Consider the following 17,549-nt stretch of genomic DNA (forward strand, 5'->3'; position numbering starts at 1 on the left):
CTGGAGCTCCGCCCCGTGCCTGCCATCCTCGACAAGGTCCTCCGCATCGGCGAGGGCAAGATCACGCGCCACCTCGAGCAGGTCGCGCAGGCCGTCAACGCCATCGAGGACGACTTCACCGCGATGAGCGACGACGAGCTCCGCGGCATGACCGCGGAGTTCAAGAAGCGGCTCGAGGACGGCGAGACCGTCGACGACCTGATGCCCGAGGCGTTCGCGACGGTGCGCGAGGCCGCCCGCCGCGTGCTCGGCCAGCGCCCCTACGACGTCCAGGTCATGGGCGGCGCGGCGCTGCACCTCGGCAACATCGCCGAGATGAAGACCGGTGAGGGCAAGACGCTGGTCGCCACCCTCCCGGCCTACCTCAACGCCCTCGAGGGCAAGGGCGTCCACGTCGTCACCGTCAACGACTACCTCGCGCAGTACCAGTCGCAGATGATGGGCCGCGTCCACCACTTCCTCGGCCTGACCGTCGGCGTGATCCTGCCGTCGATGCGCCCCGCCGAGCGCCGCGAGGCCTACGCCTGCGACATCACCTACGGCACCAACAACGAGCTCGGCTTCGACTACCTGCGCGACAACATGGCCAGCTCGCTGGCCGACTGCGTGCAGCGCGGGCACCACTTCGCCGTCGTCGACGAGGTCGACTCCATCCTCATCGACGAGGCGCGCACGCCGCTGATCATCTCCGGCCCCACGCAGGACGAGGTCCGCTGGTACGGCGAGTTCGCCAAGATCGCGCGCAAGATGACCATCGACGTCGATTACGAGGTCGACGAGAAGAAGCGCACCATCTCGGTGCTCGAGCCGGGCATCACCAAGGTCGAGGACCACCTCGGCATCGACAACCTCTACGACTCCGTCAACACCCCGCTCATCTCCTTCATGAACAACTCCATCAAGGCCAAGGAGCTGTTCCGCAAGGACAAGGAGTACGTCGTCATCAACGGCGAGGTGCTCATCGTCGACGAGCACACCGGGCGCATGCTCGCCGGGCGCCGCTACAACGACGGCCTGCACCAGGCGATCGAGGCGAAGGAGGGCGTGGAGGTCCGCGAGGAGTACCAGACCCTCGCCACCATCACGCTGCAGAACTACTTCCGCCTCTACACCAAGCTCTCCGGCATGACCGGCACGGCGATGACCGAGGCCAGCGAGTTCGACAAGATCTACGGCCTCGGCGTGGTGCCGATCCGCACGCACCGCCCGATGGCCCGCGTCGACCAGCCCGACCTGGTCTACCGCACGGAGGAGGCGAAGTACCTCGCCGTCACCGAGGACATCGCCGAGCGCCACCGCAAGGGCCAGCCCGTGCTCGTCGGCACCGTCTCGGTCGAGAAGTCCGAGCTGCTCTCGGGTCTGCTGAAGAAGCGGGGCATCCCGCACAGCGTCCTCAACGCGAAGGTCCACGCCGACGAGGCCAAGATCGTCGCGATGGCCGGTCACAAGGGCGCGGTCACCGTCGCCACCAACATGGCCGGCCGCGGCACCGACATCATGCTCGGCGGCTCGGTGGAGTTCCTCGCCGACGCCGAGCTCCGCGAGCGCGGCCTGGAGCCGACCGGCGAGACCGCGGAGGCCTACGACGAGGCCTGGCCCGCGACGCTGGAGAAGATCAAGGCCCGGGTCGCGGCCGAGCACGACGAGGTCAAGGAGCTCGGCGGTCTCTACGTCGTCGGCACCGAGCGCCACGAGTCGCGCCGCATCGACAACCAGCTGCGCGGTCGCTCCGGCCGCCAGGGTGACCCCGGCGAGTCGCGCTTCTACCTCTCGCTGCAGGACGAGCTCATGCGGCTCTTCAAGTCCGACTGGGTCGACCGCGTCCTGACGGTGCTCAAGGTGCCCGACGACGTCCCGATCGAGAACAAGCGCGTCACCAACGCGATCGCCAACGCCCAGGGCCAGGTCGAGTCGCAGAACTTCGAGTCGCGCAAGAACGTCCTGAAGTACGACGACGTGATGGACCGCCAGCGCAAGGTCGTCTACGCCGAGCGCCGCCGGGTGCTCGAGGGCGCCGACCTGCGCGACCAGATCCGCGGCTTCGTCGACGACGTCGTCGCCGGCTACGTCAACGGCGCCACCGCCGAGTACGCCGAGGACTGGGACCTCGAGGCACTGTGGACCGCCCTGCGCCAGCTCTACCCCGTCTCGATGGAGTGGAAGGAGCTGGAGGAGGCCGCCGGCGGCCGCGAGCAGATGAGCCGCGACGTCCTCGTCGCCGACCTGCAGGCCGACGCGCAGGCGGCGTACGCCCGCCGCGAGGCCGAGGTCGGCGAGGAGGTCATGCGCGAGCTCGAGCGACGCGTCATCCTCTCCGTGCTCGACCGCAAGTGGCGCGAGCACCTCTACGAGATGGACTACCTGCGCGACGGCATCTACCTGCGCGCCTACTCCCAGCGCGACCCCCTCGTCGAGTACCAGCGCGAGGGCTTCGAGATGTTCGCCGCGATGATGGACGGCATCAAGGAGGAGGCCGTCGGCTTCCTCTTCAACCTCGAGGTGCAGGTCGAGCCCGAGCCGGGCCCGGGCCAGGAGGCGCTGGTGGAGGCGGCCGCCGACGGTGCCCCCGCCCTCGACACCGCGGCCCAGCCGGTGGGTGCTGCCGCGGCCCCGCAGATCCGGGCCAAGGGCCTCACCGCCCCGCCGCGCCCGCAGAACCTCTCCTACTCCGCGCCCACCGAGGACGGCGACGTCGAGGTGCACGCCGAGCAGGCGGCCGCGGAGGACGACGAGTTCGCGGGTGTCAGCCGCAACGCCGACTGCCCCTGCGGGTCGGGCAAGAAGTACAAGAAGTGCCACGGTGCGCCGGGCGGGCCGACCGGGATGACCACCCGCGCCGGGGGCTGAGCGGGCAGGGGTCTCGACCCCGGGCCTCGCAGGGTCGGCCGCGGTCAGGCGAACTCGAGGGCGGTGCAGGTCCAGCGGCCGTGGTCGCGCTCGAAGCGGGCGGCCACGGCCCGTGAGCGCTGGCCGTGGCGCACGTGGGCGCTGACCTCCACCGCGGTGGGTGAGACCACGCAGGCGTGCACCCCGAGCACGTGCGGTCGCACCTGCGGGTGTCGCCGGGCGGCCGGGGCGGCGGTGCCGTGCAGCCGGGCCCGTGCGACGAGCTGGGCGCGGCGGTCGAGGTCCTGGTAGACCTCCGTGCTGGTCCAGCGCAGCAGCTGCGAGACCGGCCGGTCACCGCCGGCGACCTCCACGGCCGCCTGCGTGAAGCGGTGGGCCCACGCCTCGACGTCGCGTCGCACCCGCACCGCACGTGGCTGGTCGAGCCCGAGGACCTCGGCCTCGCGGCGCGGCGGTGGGTCCAGGCGTGGCCACAGGTCGAGGGCCAGCGCCCCCTGCGTGCTGCGGGCCGCCGCGCTTGCCGGCGAGGCGGTGCGGACGGCGGTGGTCGAGCTGGTGCTCGAGCTGGTGGTGGAGCTGGTCGGTGAGGCGGTCGTGGGCACGGCTGCTCCTCTCACAGGGTCGGCAGCCGGAGCTGCTGGTCGGGGTGGATCAGGTCGGGATCGGCGCCGACGACGGCGCGGTTGGCGCGGTGCACTGCCTGCCAGGCTGCGGTGACCTCGGCGTCGTCGGCCCCGGGTGGCAGGTTGGCGGCGGCGATGCTCCACAGCGACTCGCCGGGCTGCACCACGTGGGCGCCCGACGCGGCGACCTTCGCGGACCCGTGGTCGACCGCCGTGGCCCGGGACGGCAGCGGCAGGCCGCTGAGGGCCGCGGCGCCGGACGAGGTGCCCGACGGCCAGGGCCGCAGGCCGGCGCTGCCGGCGCCCCCGGTCGCACCGGGGTCGGCGTGGGCGGGCAGCGCGAGACCGGTCGCGAGGGCGACGCCGCACGCGGTGAGCAGGGCGCGCCGCACGGCGCGCGGCACCCCTCCTGCGACCCGGTCGGTCTCGACGGTGCCCGGGCGGACCACCAGCGGCACGGCGACGAGGAGCGTCACCGCCCATCCCCAGGCAGCGGCGGCCGCGAGGGCGAGCGCGGCGAGCCAGGTCAGCAGCAGGGGGAAGGAGGCGTCGAGCACCGGCCCGGCGCCGTCCGAGGTCAGCAACCGGGCGGCGAGGAGCAGCTCTGCCACCGATGCACGCAGCAGCAGCCCGGCGGCGGCGGTGACGCCGACGGCGAGCGCGGTCGCGCGGAGGCGGACGAGGATCCGAGACATGCCGCGAACCTTTCGTTTGCGTGCGTTTGCCTCATTGAACGTCCGGTGTCGTGGCGCGTCAACCGCGCTTCCACAACCGGGGCACCGTCGCCGGACGGTGGCCGAGGGCACGGGGCGCCGAGGCACGGCGGCGCGCCGGGGCGGCGGCGCGGCCGGTCGGGGGGTGGTCGCGCGACCGACGGTCCGGGGAGGGGCAGCTCAGAAGCGGTAGTCGAAGAGCGCGAGGTCGTGCGCGTGCGCCTGCTCGACCAGGCGGCGGCCGGCGACGGTGTAGGAGCGCCAGTAGGCCCGGTCGCGGTCGGTGACGTTGGTGCGGGGCACCTGCACCTCGAGGCCGAGAAGGTCGCGCAGGTCGGCCTCGAGCGACTCCATGCGCAGCACGACGTCGGCCTCGTCGACGTGGCCGGCGTTGATGCGGCGAGGACGGCCGGGCTCTCCGACGGCCTTGACGAGCCAGTCGTCGAAGTCGAGCGTCACGGCGTCGACGACCTGGTCGAGCACGCCGGGCGTCGTGTGCACCCACGAGTCGGGCTTGCGGAGCTCCTCGACCCAGCGAGTGCGGGTGCGCTGGTGCTCGGCGACGTAGAAGTCGAACGGGTTGCGCGTCGTGGTGACGGTGCGCCGGGCGGGGTCGTCGTGCAGGAGCCCGGCGGCGACGAGCTGGCGGACCGTGCCGTGCTTGGCGTCGACGCCCGCCGCGCGGGCCCGCTCCGGGTCGGGCACCTGCACGGCGTCGCGCTGCGCCAGCAGGGCCTCGAGCAGCGCCGTGCTGCCGGTGCCGGGCGCGGCGGTCACCACGATCCCCGCCGCGCGGTCGAGGACGGCCATCAGCTGCGACCGCCACGGCGCGGCTGTCGGTGCGGGGTGTGCTCCACGTGGGCCAGGGTGCCAGCCGCTGCGGCACCGCAGGCCCACCCGGTCGCGCCACCCACCCGCCCGACCGCACCCACCCGGCGCGGGCGCCGCCCGGGTGGCCCCTACGCTTCCGCGCATGAGCTGGGAGCACGACCTCTTCGCCGCGCTCGACGACCTCGAGGGTCAGGCCGAGGGTGCCTTCGCCGCCGAGCGCGAGGCGGAGGTCGCCGACCGGGCCGCGGCCGAGTACGCCACGGTCCCGCTCGTCGCCCGCCTCATGGCGTCGGTCAACCGCGACGTGGTGCTCGGCGTGGTGGGGGTCGGCGTCGTGCGCGGCGAGCTGCGCCGGGTCGGCCCGGACTGGTGCCTGCTGGCCGCCGAGCAGCAGGAGTGGGTCGTGCGCGCCGCGGCGCTGACCACCGTGGTCGGCGCCAGCGACCGGGCGCGCCCGGAGGCGGCGTGGTCGCCGGTCGACCGGCTCGGGCTCGGGTCGGCGCTGCGGCGCCTCGCGCAGGCGGGCGAGCGCTGCGTGCTGCGCACCGTCGACGGCGCCGCGCACGAGGCCGTGCTGCGCCGCGTCGGCGCCGACTTCGTCGAGACCACCGACGGCCGGCTGCTCGGCTTCGCGGGCGTGGCCGCCGTGCAGTCGTGGGCCTGAGCCCGACCGCTCAGGTGGCCTCCACGTCGTACGGCGGGACCTCGCCCTCGCCGAGCACCGCACCGGCGCGCCGGCGGCGGCGACGCTCCTCGGCGTCGTCCTCCTCGGCGAGCGCCTCCATGACGTGCTTGCGCACGATGGCGCGCGGGTCGAGGTCGCGCAGCTCGAGGTCGGCGTAGGCCGGGCCCAGCTCGGCGCGCAGGTCGTCGCGCGCGCCGTTGGCCAGGTCGCGGACCCGGCGGATGAGGCGACCCGACTGCCGGGCGAACTCCGGCAGCTTGTCGGGGCCGAAGACGAAGATCGCCACGAAGGCGATCACCACCATCTCGGTGAGGCCGACCCCGAACACGTGCGCGACCCTACCGCGGGCGCTCGGTCAGAACTTCGCGGAGGGCGTCAGGCCGAGCTGCATCCCGGCCAGCCCGCGGCCGCGGCCGGCGAGGCCGTCGGCGATCCGCCGCAGCACGACGGCGGCCGGGGCGGTCGGGTCGGCGTCGACGATCGGCTTGCCGACGTCGCCGCCCTCGCGCAGCGAGGTGTCGAGCGGCACCGTGCCGAGCAGCGGCACGTCGTAGCCGAAGCGCTCCGAGAGCGTGCGCGCGACGCGCTCGCCACCGCCGGAGCCGAAGATCTCGAGGCGGTGCTCGCGTCCCTCCGCCGCGCAGTGCGGGCAGGGGAGGAAGCTCATGTTCTCGACGACGCCGACGACGCGCTGGTGCAGCATCGAGGCCATCGTGCCGGCCCGCTCGGCGACCTCGGCCGCGGCCTCCTGCGGGGTCGTGACGACCACGACCTCGGCACCGGGCAGGTGCTGGCCGAGCGAGATCGCCACGTCGCCGGTGCCCGGCGGGAGGTCGAGCAGCAGCACGTCGAGGTCGCCCCAGTAGACGTCGGAGAGCATCTGGACCAGGGCACGGTCGAGCATCGGTCCGCGCCACGCGACCACCTGGTCGCGGCGCGGCTTGAGCATGCCGATCGAGATCACCGAGACACCCGAGGCGGTCGGCACCGGCATGATGAGGTCCTCGACCTGGGTCGGGCGCGCGTCGGCGACGCCCAGCATCGCCGGCACCGAGTGGCCGTAGATGTCGGCGTCGACCACGCCGACCTTGAGGCCCTGCGCGGCCATCGCCAGCGCGAGGTTGACCGTCACCGACGACTTGCCGACGCCGCCCTTGCCGCTGGCGATCGCGAAGACCTTCGTGAGGTTGCCGGGCTGGGCGAAGGGGATCTCGCGCTGGGCCCGGCCGTCGCTGAGCACCTCCTTGAGGCGCCCGCGCTGCTCGGCGTCCATGACGCCGAGGGTGAGGTCGACGCCGGTCACGCCCGGCAGCGCCGTGACGGCGGCCGTGACGTCGCGGTTGATCGTGTCCTTGAGCGGGCACCCCGCGACCGTCAGCAGCACGGTCACGCGCACGGTGCCGTCGGTCTCGACGACGACGCTGTCGACCATGCCGAGCTCGGTGATCGGGCGCTTGATCTCGGGGTCCTGCACGCCGGCGAGGGCGGCCGTGACCTGCTCGACCGTGGGGGTGGCACTCATGCCTCCCAGCCTACGCGGGCCGGCCGTGCCGCCCGGGGGCGCCGGGGGTGACGCTCGCCTCAGCGCGGGCGGTCGGCGCCGGGCCCGGAGCCCCCCTCGCGGTCGTCCTCGCGGTCGTCGTCGGCCTCCTCGAGGTCGGCCCGCAGCGCGCGCAGCTCGGAGCGCAGGAAGTCGCGCGTGGCGACCTCGCCGAGCGCCATCCGCAGCGAGGCGACCTCGCGGGCGAGGAACTCCATGTCGGCGTGGGCGCGCGCGTTGGCCTGGCGGTCCTGCTCGGCGACCACCTTGTCGCGCTGCTCCTGTCGGTTCTGCGCGAGCAGGATCAGCGGCGCGGCGTAGGAGGCCTGCAGGCTCAGCATCAGCGTGAGGAAGATGAAGGGGTAGGCGTCGAACGCGGCGTCCTCGGGCGCCAGCGCGTTCCACGTGACCCACACGAGCACGAAGAGCGACATGTAGAGCAGGAACCGCGCCGTGCCCATGAACCGCGCGAACTGCTCGGCGAAGCTGCCGAAGGCGTCGGCGTCGTAGCTCGGGCGGCGCACCAGGCTGCGACGGGCCTCGCGCGGGGTGTCGAGCCGGCCGTCGGCCTGGCGTGCCTCCGGGCGTCGCTGCTCGGGCCGTCGCTGCTCGGGCCGTCGCTGCTCGGGACGGCGGGCGTCAGGACGGCGGGCGTCAGGACGGCGGGCGTCAGGACGGCGCTGGTCACGGCGGGGCTGGTCGCGGCGGGGCTGGTCGCGGCGGGGCTCAGACACGCGGCACCCCCCGCGGCGGCGTCACGGGCACCGTGCGGGCGGCGCGCTCGCGCCAGCCCTCCGGCAGCATGTGGTCGAGCAGGTCGTCCACGGTCACGGCGCCGAGGAGTCGGCCCTCGTCGTCCACCACGGGCGCGGCCACGAGGTTGTAGGCCGCGAGGTGCGCGGCGACCTCGTCGATCGTCATCTCCGGGCGCAGCGGGTCGAGCGACTGGTCGAGCGCGGCGGCGACCAGCGTCGAGGGCGGCTCGCGCAGCAGGCGCTGGATGTGGGCGACGCCCAGCAGCCGCCCGGTCGGCGGCTCGAGCGGCTGGCGGCAGACGTAGACGAGGGCGGCCAGCGACGTGGTGAGGTCGGGGTTGCGCACGTGCGCGAGCGCGTCGGCGACCGTGGCGTCGGGGCCGAGGATCACCGGCTCCGGCGTCATCATCGCGCCGGCGGTCTGCTCCTCGTAGGACATCAGCCGGCGGACGTCGGCGGCGTCGTCGGGCTCCATCAGCCCGAGCAGCTGCGCCGCCGTCTCCGGCGGCAGCCCGGCGATCAGGTCGGCCGCGTCGTCGGCCGACATCTCCTCCAGCACGTCGGCGGCGCGCTCGGAGTCGAGGTGCTCGAGGATCTCGACCTGGTCCTCCTCGGGCAGCTCCTCGAGCACGTCGGCGAGCCGCTCGTCGTCGAGGGCGGCGACGACCGCCGTACGCCGCTCGAGGGGGAGGTCGTGGATCATGCTCGCCGCGTCGGCCGGGCGCAGCTCGTTGAGCGCGGCCACGAGCTGCACGGCCGGCTGGGTCTCCTCGCGCCGGGTGAGGCCCTCGACGTCGCGCCACTCGACCACGTGGGTCTGGCCCTTGCGCCGGAAGCCGCGGCCGGCCTCGCGGGCGGCGACGCGGCTGAGGTACCAGTCGCGGGTGCGCGCCTGCTCCATCGCCACGTCGTAGACGGTGCCGGTCACGCGCTCGGCGTCGCTGCCCTCGCCCACGCGCACCGAGACCTCGCGGTCGAGCAGCTGACCCACGACCAGGGTCTCGGTCGGCCGCTGCTCGAAGCGGCGCATGTTCAGCAGGCCGGTCGTGTGCACCTGCGCGCCGTCGATCGCGGTCACCCGCGTCATCGGCACGAAGATCCGTCGGCGGCCGAAGACCTCCACCACCAAGCCGAGCACGCGCGGCTGGTCGGCCTCGGCGCGGATCGCCACCACGACGTCGCGCACCTTGCCGACCTGGTCGCCCAGCGGGTCGAAGACCGGCAGGCCCACCAGCCGGGCGGCGTAGACACGGGCGGGGGCGTTGCTCACGGTTCGCACGCTACCGGGCCGCAGGCGGCGTACGCTGGCCTGCATGCGGACCCGCGTGCCGACCACCTCGCTGCTCCCCGCCGTCCTGGCGGGGCTGCTCCTCGCCGGGTGCGGTGGGGACGGCGCCAGCCAGGCCGGGGACGGTGCCGACGACGCCGTGCCGAGCGACGGGTCGAGCGTCGGGCAGAGCGCGAGCCCCGCTGCGCTGCCGCAGCCGCAGTGCTCCGAGGTGTGGGTGACCGGCGCGACGCTGCCGGCCGGCTACGAGCTCTGCTACGACGGCGAGGCCCGGGTGGCGCCCGACGGCGCCTACTGCGAGGTCGGCAAGCCGCTGGTGACGCACGCCGGCCGCTGGTGGGCCGTGCGGGGCGGTGAGGTGCAGGAGGCCACCACCGACGGCCGCCTCGTCGAGGACCCCGGCTACGCCGCGGACCTGCGGACCTGCCGCGGATGACGCCTCTGCGCTGGTAGCCTGCCGCCGGGGGACAGGTGTGCGCGAGCGCGACCCCTGCGCCGGCGGCGCCCACCGCCACCGTCATCCCGGGAGACCCCAGCCGTGCCTCGCTCCACCTCCGCTGTCCTGCGTCACCGGGTCCGTGCCCGGGCCCGCTCCTGCGCCGCGGCGCTGCTCGCGGGCGGGCTCGTCGCCGCCGCGCTGAGCGCGCCCGTCACCGCGACCGCCGCCGCACCTGCCGCCGCACCTGCCGCCGTGGCGACCGCGCCGGCCGCCCTGGCCCCCTCGGCGCTGCGCGCGGCGGCCGTCTCGGCGCGAGCCCCGAAGCGCTACACGCCGCCGGTCGGCGTGCGCTTCAACGACCCGCTCGGCGGCCGCGACGCGCGCCGCAAGATCCTCGGTCACCTGATCCGCACGGTCGACTCGGTGCCGAGCCGCCAGGCGATCCGCATCGCGTCGTGGAACATCCGCAGCAACGACCTCGTCGACGCCCTGGTCCGCGCCCACCGCCGCGGTGTGTCCGTGCGCGTCGTCATCGACCGGCTCAACGCCAATCCCGACAACCCCAACGAGGGCTTCGACCGACTTGCGCGCGCCCTCGCCGGCAGCCGCAACGGTTCTCGGCCGCCCGAGCTCCGTTCGGTGACGCAGCGATGCGCTTCGGCCTGCCGCGGCCCGCGGGGCATCGCCCACGCCAAGTTCTTCCTCTTCTCCAAGGCCGGCAACGCGCGCTGGATCACGATGTTCGGCTCGGCCAACGCCACCGACCTCGCCGCCACGCACCAGTGGAACGACCTGTTCACCCTGCGCGACCGCCCGGGGCTCTACGAGCACTTCGAGCTGGTCTTCGACGAGATGGTTTCGGATCAGCACGCAACCCAGGGCTTCGTCACGGCCGACTTCGGGCCCTACCGCACGGCCTTCTACCCCTACCGCGACGAAGGCGCCGTGGGTGACCCGGTGCTGAACGAGCTGAACCGGACGCGGTGCGCGGGCGCCACCGGTGGTGCGGGCACGAAGGGCCGCACCCGCATCCGCATCGCCATGACCTCCTGGCACGGCGACCGCGGCATCGCGATCGCCGAGCGGCTGCGCCAGATGTTCGACCGCGGCTGCAACGTCAAGGTGGTCTACGCCGTCATGGGCAACGAGATCCTGCGCATCATGCGCCGCGGCGGCCCCCGGCCGATCCCGCTGCGCCAGATCGTGCAGGACTTCGACTCCGACGGCGTCTACGACCGCTACCTGCACATCAAGACGATGACGATCAGCGGCAACTACGACGGCGTCGGCGACGCCGAGGTCACCTTCAACGGCTCGGCGAACTGGACCCCCGTCGCGCTCGTCAGCGACGAGGCCGGCATGCGCATCTTCGGCCGCGGCGTCCGCGCGCAGTACGAGCAGTGGGTCGACCGGCTCTACGCCAACCCGCCCTACAACCCGGGTGGCGCCGGGGGCAGCGCGGGCGGGGCGGGTCGCACCGTCGCCGGTCGCACCACCGTGACCAGCCCTGCCCACGCCGGTCTCGCCCCTGCCGAGGTCGAGCAGCTGGCCCGGGCCCGCGGCGTCGACCCCTACCGCGAGGTGCAGGTCAACTGACGCCCGGCGGCCGTGCGGTGCAGTTGGCGGTGCAGTCGGTGGGGCAGTCGGCGGGGACGTCGGCGCGACAGCTCGCCGTCCTGCTGACGGCGCTGCCGGCGCTCGTGCTGACCGGGCTCGCGGTGGTGCTCGCCCCCGGCGGGCCCGCCGGCGCCGCCACGACCGGAGGGGCCGCGACCGGCGCCGCCACGACCGGGGACGGCGACGCCTGTGCCGCGGTCGTCGCAGTGGTGGCCGACGGCTCGGGTGAGCGACCCGCGGCCGGCGCCGCGGCAGGGGCGACGCCGACGGTGCTGCTGCGCGCACTCGCGGGAGCGCTTGCCGAGCGCCACGGTGCCCGGCTCGACGTACGCCGCGTCGGCGGCCGCACGCTCCCCGTCACCGCCCTGCTCGGCGGCCGGGTGCGGGCGGGCCGGGTGGACCGCCAGGCCAGCGCGGCCCGCGTGCGTCGCTGGCGCGAGGGCACCGACCGCACGACCACGGCGCTCGTCGCCACCACCCGCGCGCTCGCCGGCGACCGGGGGTGCCCCGACCGGCGCGTGCTCCTCGTGGGGCACGCCCAGGGGGCGGGCGCGGCCCACCGCGCCCTGCTCCGCCTCTCCGGCACCACCGCCGCCCGGCAGGTCGTCGGCGCGGTGCTGGTGGCCGACCCCGACCGGCGGCGCGGCACGCGGGCGCTGCGCCGCGGCGCGCCCGCGGCCCCAGCCGCCGCCCGCGGTGTCGTCACCCGCCGCCTCGCCCCGGCCCGCGACGTGCCGGGCCCCACAGCGCGCACGGCCGCCTGGAGCGTCTGCGCCGCCCGAGACCTGGTCTGCGACCTGAGCGCCGTGGGCGCCCGCCGAGCCGTCGCGGCCCACCGCTCCTACGCCACCGGGGCCGGGGCGGCGGCCCTGCGCGCCGTGGCGCGCGAGGTGGTCGCGCGGTTGCCGCGCACCGCCGAGCCGACCCCGACGCCCACCCCGACGCCCACCCCGACGCCCACCCCGACGCCCACCCCGACGCCCACCCCGACGCCGCCCGCGGCGACCGGGCGGCTCGTCACCGCGGGCGCCCAGGCGTCCTGCGCCGTGGACGCCGCCGGGGCGGCCACCTGCTGGGGGCGGGGACGGTGGGGCCAGCTCGGCGACGGCACGACCCAGGACCGGCTGCGCCCCGTCGCGGTGCAGGCCCCGGCCGACGGCGCCGGCTGGCGGGCGCTGTCGACCAGCGGCGGCAGCACCTGCGGCACCCGCTCGACCGGCACCCTGTGGTGCTGGGGCCGTGGCGACGACGGCCAGCTCGGCCTCGGCGACCGCGCCGACCGGTCGACGCCGGTGCAGGTCGGCACCGCGACGGACTGGGCGGACGTGTCGGTCGGCTGGTTCCACACCTGCGGCGTGCGCACCACCGGCCTGCTGCGCTGCTGGGGACTCGGCCACCGCGGCCAGCTCGGCGTCGGCGACACCCGCACGCGGAGCACGCCCGTGCGCGTCGGCACGGGCACCTGGCGCAGCGTCGCCGTCGGCGGCTTCCACACCTGCGCCGTGCGCACCGACGAGACCCTCTGGTGCTGGGGGCACGACGCCACCGGCCAGCTCGGCGTCGCCGGCCACCACGACCGGCTCGCCCCCGTCCAGGTCGCGCCCGAGCGCCGCTGGCGCTCGGTCTCGGCCGGGTGGAGCCAGACGTGCGCAGTCGCGAGCGACGCCACCGCCTGGTGCTGGGGGCTGGGAGAGCGGGGTCGGCTCGGTGACGGCACCACCGCCCGGCGCGACGCGCCCAGCCGGGTGCTGGACCCCGTCGCGGCGGGCGGGTCACCCGCCTGGACGCAGGTCGCCGTCGGCGACGGCCACGCGTGCGGGCTGACCACCGACGGCGCGCTGCACTGCTGGGGCAGCGCCCGCTGGGGCCAGGTCGGCGACGGCGAGCGCGGGCTGCGGCTGCGGCCCACCACCGTCGGCGGCGGCCCGTGGAGCGCCCTGGCCGTCGGGTGGGGCCACACCTGTGCCCAGCGCCCCGGCGGCCTCGCCTGCTGGGGTGACGGCGAGGGCGGCCAGCTCGGCCTCGGCGACCGCGCCGACCGCACGTCCCCCGGCGCCCCGCCCGAGCCGGACCCGGCCACCCCGACCGCTCCGGCCGACCCTGCCGAACCGACCGATCCGACCGCGCCGGCCGAGCTGACCCTCACCACCTTCAACGTGCTGGGCAGCCAGCACACGGCGCCCGGCGGGTCCGCGCCGCGCTACGCCCCGGGTCGCGTGCGCACCGAGTGGGCCGCCGACCTCGTGCTCGCGACCGGCTCCGACGTCGTCGGGATGCAGGAGGTGCAGGCCGACCAGGTCGCCACCCTGCGGCGCGTGCTGGGCGAGGCCTGGGAGTCCTGGCCCGGCGACGCGCTCGGCCGCCGCGGCGTGCCGACCACGATGATGTGGCGCACCGACCGGCTCGAGGCCACCTGGCGTGGCTCGATCACCATCCCCTTCGTCGACGAGGAGCGCCCGCAGCCCGTCGTGCGCCTGCGCGAGCGGGCCACCGGCCGCGAGCTCTACGTGCTCAACGTCCACAACTCCCCGCGCGGCGCCCAGGGACGCGAGGACGAGCGCGACCGCGCCACCGCCATCGAGGTCGCCGAGGTGCAGCGCCTGCGCGCCGAGGGGCTGCCGGTCGTCCTCCTCGGGGACCTCAACGAGAAGGAGGAGGTCTTCTGCCGGGTCACCGGCGAGACCGACCTCGTCGCGGCGCAGGGCGGCAGCAACGACGCGGCCGGGTGCCGCCCGCCCAGCCCGATGCGGGTCGACTGGATCTTCGCCTCGACCGACCTCGCGCCGAGCGGCTTCCGGCTCGACGACACCCCTCGCGCGCGGCGCATCACCGACCACGCCGTGCTCTCGACCCGCGTGACCCTGCCCGCCGTGCCCTAGGGTGGCCGACCGGGCCGCCACCGGCCCCGACCCACCCGACCGGCCCGACCCGCAGGAGCTGCACCCGCCGTGCCCGACCCGACCACCGGCCCCTTCGGGGTCGACGACGAGGGCGTGCGGGTGCCCGCGGACTTCGACGGCTCGGTCGACGTGCTCTTCGACGACCACCACGCCTGGTCCTTCACCGTGCACCGCGGCGACGACCGCGCCCCGGCGCCCGGCGGCAGCGCGCTCGTGGGGTGGCCGCCGCGGATGCGCGGGTGGCTGCAGGGCCGGGCCGAGGTGCGCCTGCTCGACGCCGGCGGCGACGACGCCGAGCGCGACGAGCTGTGGCGCGGCGAGGTCGCCCTCGGCAGCGGCGAGGGCCGGATCGCCTTCGTCGACAGGCAGGGCATCCCCGTCATGATCGACAAGTGGGGCCTGCTGCAGCGTCCCTTCTCGGGCCGCGGCCGCGGCGTCGTCGACCACATGGTCGACGTCACCGAGCAGATCCTGCAGGTGATGCGCGACGACTGCGGGCTCGAGGCGTGGATCGCCTTCGGCACCCTCCTCGGCGCCGCCCGCGAGGGCGGCGTGATCGGCCACGACTCCGACATCGACCTCGCCTACCTCAGCCACCGCACCACCCCCGCCGAGATGGTCGGCGAGCTCTACGACGTCACCCGTGCCCTCCGTGCGGCCGGGCTCGAGGTGCTCGCCAAGTCGGGCAGCTTCGTCACCGTGCTCTTCACCGCGCCCGACGGCGGCCAGGGCAGCATCGACGTCTACACGTGCTTCTACGTCGGCGACCTGCTGCACGAGACCGCGACCGTGCGCCAGGTCGTGCCCCTGACCGCGATCGAGCCGCTCGGCCAGCTCGAGTTCGAGGGCCGACTGCTGCCGGCACCGGCCGACCCCGACCGGATGCTGCAGGTCTCCTACGGCCCGTCGTGGCGCGTGCCCGACCCGTCCTTCCAGCACACGCCCGGGCCCGAGGTCACCGACCGGTTCCACGACTGGTTCGGCTCGCTGATGCGCCAGCGGCGCGACTGGGAGCGGGCCCTGGCCTCCGGCGCGGCCGAGGCGGCCCGCGAGGCCGAGCCCTCGGCGTACGCCGCGTGGGTGCTCGAGCGCACCGCCCCCGACGACCGGCTGGTCGAGGTCGGGTGCGGCAGCATGGCCGACGCGCTGGCGCTGGCGCGGGCGGGGCGCAGCGTGCTCGCCCTCGACTACGCCCGCTACGGCATGCGACCCGCCGCCCGGGCGGCCCGGCAGGAGGGGCTCGACCTCCGCTTCTCCCGGATGAACCTCTACGACCGGCGCGACGTGCTGACCCAGGCGGCCCTGGTCGCCCGCGACCGGCGCTCCCCGGGGCGCGCCGTGCTCGCGCGCGAGCTGCTCGAGGCGCTCGACCCCGACGGCGTCGAGGCGTTCTGGCGCTTCACCGCGATGGTCCTGCGCCCCGGGGGCCGGCTGCTGCTCGAGAGCACCTCGGCGCGACCGGCCGCGCTCGCGGAGCGCCGCGCCGAGCTGGGAGGGGGCCGACTGCGCGCCCTCGACCCGCGGCGCGTGGAGGCCGACGCGGTGGCCGCAGGGGGTCGGGTGGTCACGCGCGAAGGCGTGCTGGACGCCGCCGCGGCCCTGGCCGGCGGTCCGCCGGCGCGGTGGAGGATGGTCGTCGAGTGGGACGCGCCCCCGAGCAGTCGCGGCGCGACCGCGACCGGGGCGCCGCAACGAGCCGTGACCGAGGGACGGAGCACCACATGACCGAGCGGGTCCACCTCCACGTGGGAGCGCCGAAGTCCGGGACGACCTACCTCCAGCGGGTGCTGGAGACCAACCGCGAGGCGCTCGGCGCCGCGGGGGTGCTGGTCGTGGGGGAGCGCCACCTCGACCGGGTCCACGCCGCGATGGCCGTGCGCGAGGACCCCCGGCTCGAGTCGCTGCCGCCCGAGGCGGCCACCGCGTGGCAGCGCCTCGTCGCGCAGGTGCGCGCCTGGCCCGGCCCGAGCGCGGTGCTGTCCTACGAGCTCTTCGCCGGCGCCGACGCCGAGCAGGTCGAGCGGGCGCTGGCGGACCTCGACGGCCTCGAGGTGCACGTCGTCATCACCGCCCGCGACCTCGCCGCCGCGGTGCCGTCAGCGTGGCAGGAGCGGCTGAAGTTCGCCCTCACCACCCCGCTCGAGCAGTGGCGCCCGCGGCCTGAGTCGGCCGGTGCCCGCGCCGAGTGGGGGTGGCGCACCATGGACCCTGCGGGCGTCGCGGCCCGCTGGGGCGCCACCCTGCCGCCCGACCGGGTGCACGTCGTCACGGTGCCCAGGGCCGCCGCCGACCGCACCGAGCTGTGGCGTCGCTTCGCCGAGGCCTGCGACCTGCCGGTCACGGGGCTGGCGCTCGAGCCCCAGGCCGCCAACGAGTCGCTCGGGGTGGTCGCCGCGGAGCTGCTGCGCCGCGTCAACGAGCAGGTGGGCGACCGCATCAGCGGCAACCGGCAGCAGGCCCTGTGGCTGCGCGACACCCTGGCCCACGGCGTGCTCGCCGGGTTGGGACGCGAGCGCATCGGGCTCACCGACGACCAGCTGCGCGAGGCGTCCGAGCGGGCGGACGCAGCCGTCGAGGCGGTGCGCGCGGCGCGCTACTCCGTGCACGGCGACCTCGAGGACCTCCGCGCCCGCCCCGTCGAGGGGCGCACCCCCGGCCAGGTCACGGATGCCGAGCTGCTGCAGACCGCCACCGAGGCGCTGGTCCGGCTGCTGCTGCTCGTGCGGGAGCGCACCCGCGAGCGCGACGCCGCCCGCCGCGGCGACGGCGGTGCGCCCACCGGGCTGCGCGCCGTCGGCGCCGGGGTGGTGCGCCGCGTGACGGCACCGCGCGTCGAGGCGCGCACCGCCCAGCTGCAGCGGCGCATCGCGGAGCTCGAGGCCGAGGTCGCGCGTCAGCGAGCCCTGCACCTGCGCGTCGCCGAGCTCGGCGACGTGGTCACCGAGCTGCTGCTGCCGGTCGCGCAGCAGGACGCCCGGCTCACCTCGCAGGCGCTGCACGACTACCGCGAGCGGTCGCTGTGACCGCGCTCGAGCGCGCCCGGGCACGGGCCGACGCCCTGGCCCGGCGCACGGCCGAGACGACCGGCCTCGCCGAGCTGCGCGAACGGGAGGAGCGGCTGGCCGCGGTCGCGGAGGCGGTCGCCGAGTGCACCGCGCTGGCCGAGCCGCTCGCCGAGCAGGTCGCGCGCCTCGAGCAGGCCCTCGTGCCGCTGCTCGAGCGCGCCGTCGAGGGCCGCTGAGCCCCTCCGCGCCGGTCCCGCGGGCGTGGGATTCGCCACAGCCGCGCGTGTTACCGGCCGGTTAGGATCG

General features: G+C 75.7%; 15 protein-coding genes. 8 read left to right on the forward strand and 7 right to left on the reverse strand.

Annotation, left to right across the window (positions count from 1 at the left end; genetic code table 11):
* The first annotated feature begins 15 nt into the window (after positions 1 to 15).
* Positions 16 to 2,847: a preprotein translocase subunit SecA gene (gene secA / locus BJ989_RS07675; RefSeq protein ID WP_179517700.1), complete on the forward strand. Its 2,832-nt coding sequence runs from the start codon at positions 16 to 18 to the stop codon at positions 2,845 to 2,847.
* A gap of 44 nt (positions 2,848 to 2,891) precedes the next feature.
* Here secA and BJ989_RS07680 read toward each other — a convergent pair whose 3' ends face one another.
* The 3 genes from BJ989_RS07680 to BJ989_RS07690 form a co-directional block, all read right to left on the reverse strand.
* Complete coding sequence (locus BJ989_RS07680) at positions 2,892 to 3,449, reverse strand: Rv3235 family protein (protein WP_179517701.1); 558 nt, start codon at positions 3,447 to 3,449, stop codon at positions 2,892 to 2,894.
* 11 nt (positions 3,450 to 3,460) lie between these two features.
* Complete coding sequence (locus BJ989_RS07685; RefSeq protein ID WP_218848760.1) at positions 3,461 to 4,165, reverse strand: LysM peptidoglycan-binding domain-containing protein; 705 nt, start codon at positions 4,163 to 4,165, stop codon at positions 3,461 to 3,463.
* Positions 4,166 to 4,363: 198 nt separating this feature from the next.
* Positions 4,364 to 4,993 carry a hypothetical protein gene (locus tag BJ989_RS07690; RefSeq protein ID WP_179517702.1) on the reverse strand — a complete coding sequence of 210 codons (630 nt, stop codon included), beginning with the start codon at positions 4,991 to 4,993 and terminating at the stop codon, positions 4,364 to 4,366.
* A gap of 163 nt (positions 4,994 to 5,156) precedes the next feature.
* Between BJ989_RS07690 and BJ989_RS07695 the strand changes: the two genes are divergently transcribed.
* Entirely contained in the window at positions 5,157 to 5,678 is a 522-nt protein-coding gene (locus BJ989_RS07695) for a hypothetical protein (RefSeq protein WP_179517703.1), read from the forward strand.
* Positions 5,679 to 5,688: 10 nt separating this feature from the next.
* Here BJ989_RS07695 and BJ989_RS07700 read toward each other — a convergent pair whose 3' ends face one another.
* From BJ989_RS07700 to BJ989_RS07715, 4 genes are all read right to left on the reverse strand, one after another.
* A complete protein-coding gene (locus BJ989_RS07700) occupies positions 5,689 to 6,027 on the reverse strand; it encodes a sec-independent translocase (RefSeq protein ID WP_179517704.1) in 339 nt (112 codons plus the stop codon).
* Between the two features lie 27 nt (positions 6,028 to 6,054).
* Positions 6,055 to 7,221: an Mrp/NBP35 family ATP-binding protein gene (locus BJ989_RS07705; protein WP_179517705.1), complete on the reverse strand. Its 1,167-nt coding sequence runs from the start codon at positions 7,219 to 7,221 to the stop codon at positions 6,055 to 6,057.
* 59 nt (positions 7,222 to 7,280) lie between these two features.
* Positions 7,281 to 7,766 carry a DUF1003 domain-containing protein gene (locus BJ989_RS07710; protein WP_218849191.1) on the reverse strand — a complete coding sequence of 162 codons (486 nt, stop codon included), beginning with the start codon at positions 7,764 to 7,766 and terminating at the stop codon, positions 7,281 to 7,283.
* Positions 7,767 to 7,965: 199 nt separating this feature from the next.
* Positions 7,966 to 9,264 (reverse strand): magnesium transporter MgtE N-terminal domain-containing protein, encoded by a 1,299-nt coding sequence (locus BJ989_RS07715; protein WP_179517707.1) that lies wholly within the window; start codon positions 9,262 to 9,264, stop codon positions 7,966 to 7,968.
* 43 nt (positions 9,265 to 9,307) lie between these two features.
* On the opposite strand from BJ989_RS07715, the gene BJ989_RS07720 reads away from it, so the two are divergent.
* From BJ989_RS07720 to BJ989_RS07745, 6 genes are all read left to right on the forward strand, one after another.
* Positions 9,308 to 9,718, forward strand: coding sequence for a hypothetical protein (locus tag BJ989_RS07720; RefSeq protein ID WP_179517708.1), 411 nt, complete (start codon positions 9,308 to 9,310; stop codon positions 9,716 to 9,718).
* A 102-nt stretch (positions 9,719 to 9,820) separates the two neighbouring features.
* Complete coding sequence (locus BJ989_RS07725; RefSeq protein WP_179517709.1) at positions 9,821 to 11,317, forward strand: phospholipase D-like domain-containing protein; 1,497 nt, start codon at positions 9,821 to 9,823, stop codon at positions 11,315 to 11,317.
* 29 nt (positions 11,318 to 11,346) lie between these two features.
* Positions 11,347 to 14,217 (forward strand): RCC1 domain-containing protein, encoded by a 2,871-nt coding sequence (locus BJ989_RS07730; RefSeq protein ID WP_179517710.1) that lies wholly within the window; start codon positions 11,347 to 11,349, stop codon positions 14,215 to 14,217.
* A 69-nt stretch (positions 14,218 to 14,286) separates the two neighbouring features.
* Positions 14,287 to 15,963, forward strand: coding sequence for a class I SAM-dependent methyltransferase (locus tag BJ989_RS07735; protein ID WP_179517711.1), 1,677 nt, complete (start codon positions 14,287 to 14,289; stop codon positions 15,961 to 15,963).
* Complete coding sequence (locus tag BJ989_RS17610; protein WP_179517712.1) at positions 15,960 to 17,261, forward strand: DUF6752 domain-containing protein; 1,302 nt, start codon at positions 15,960 to 15,962, stop codon at positions 17,259 to 17,261. The genes BJ989_RS07735 and BJ989_RS17610 overlap by 4 nt, the downstream gene beginning before the upstream one ends.
* Positions 17,258 to 17,479, forward strand: coding sequence for a hypothetical protein (locus BJ989_RS07745; RefSeq protein ID WP_179517713.1), 222 nt, complete (start codon positions 17,258 to 17,260; stop codon positions 17,477 to 17,479). The genes BJ989_RS17610 and BJ989_RS07745 overlap by 4 nt, the downstream gene beginning before the upstream one ends.
* Positions 17,480 to 17,549: the final 70 nt, after the last annotated feature.

This window comes from Nocardioides perillae (genome assembly GCF_013409425.1).
GTDB classification, from domain to species: Bacteria; Actinomycetota; Actinomycetes; order Propionibacteriales; family Nocardioidaceae; genus Nocardioides; species Nocardioides perillae.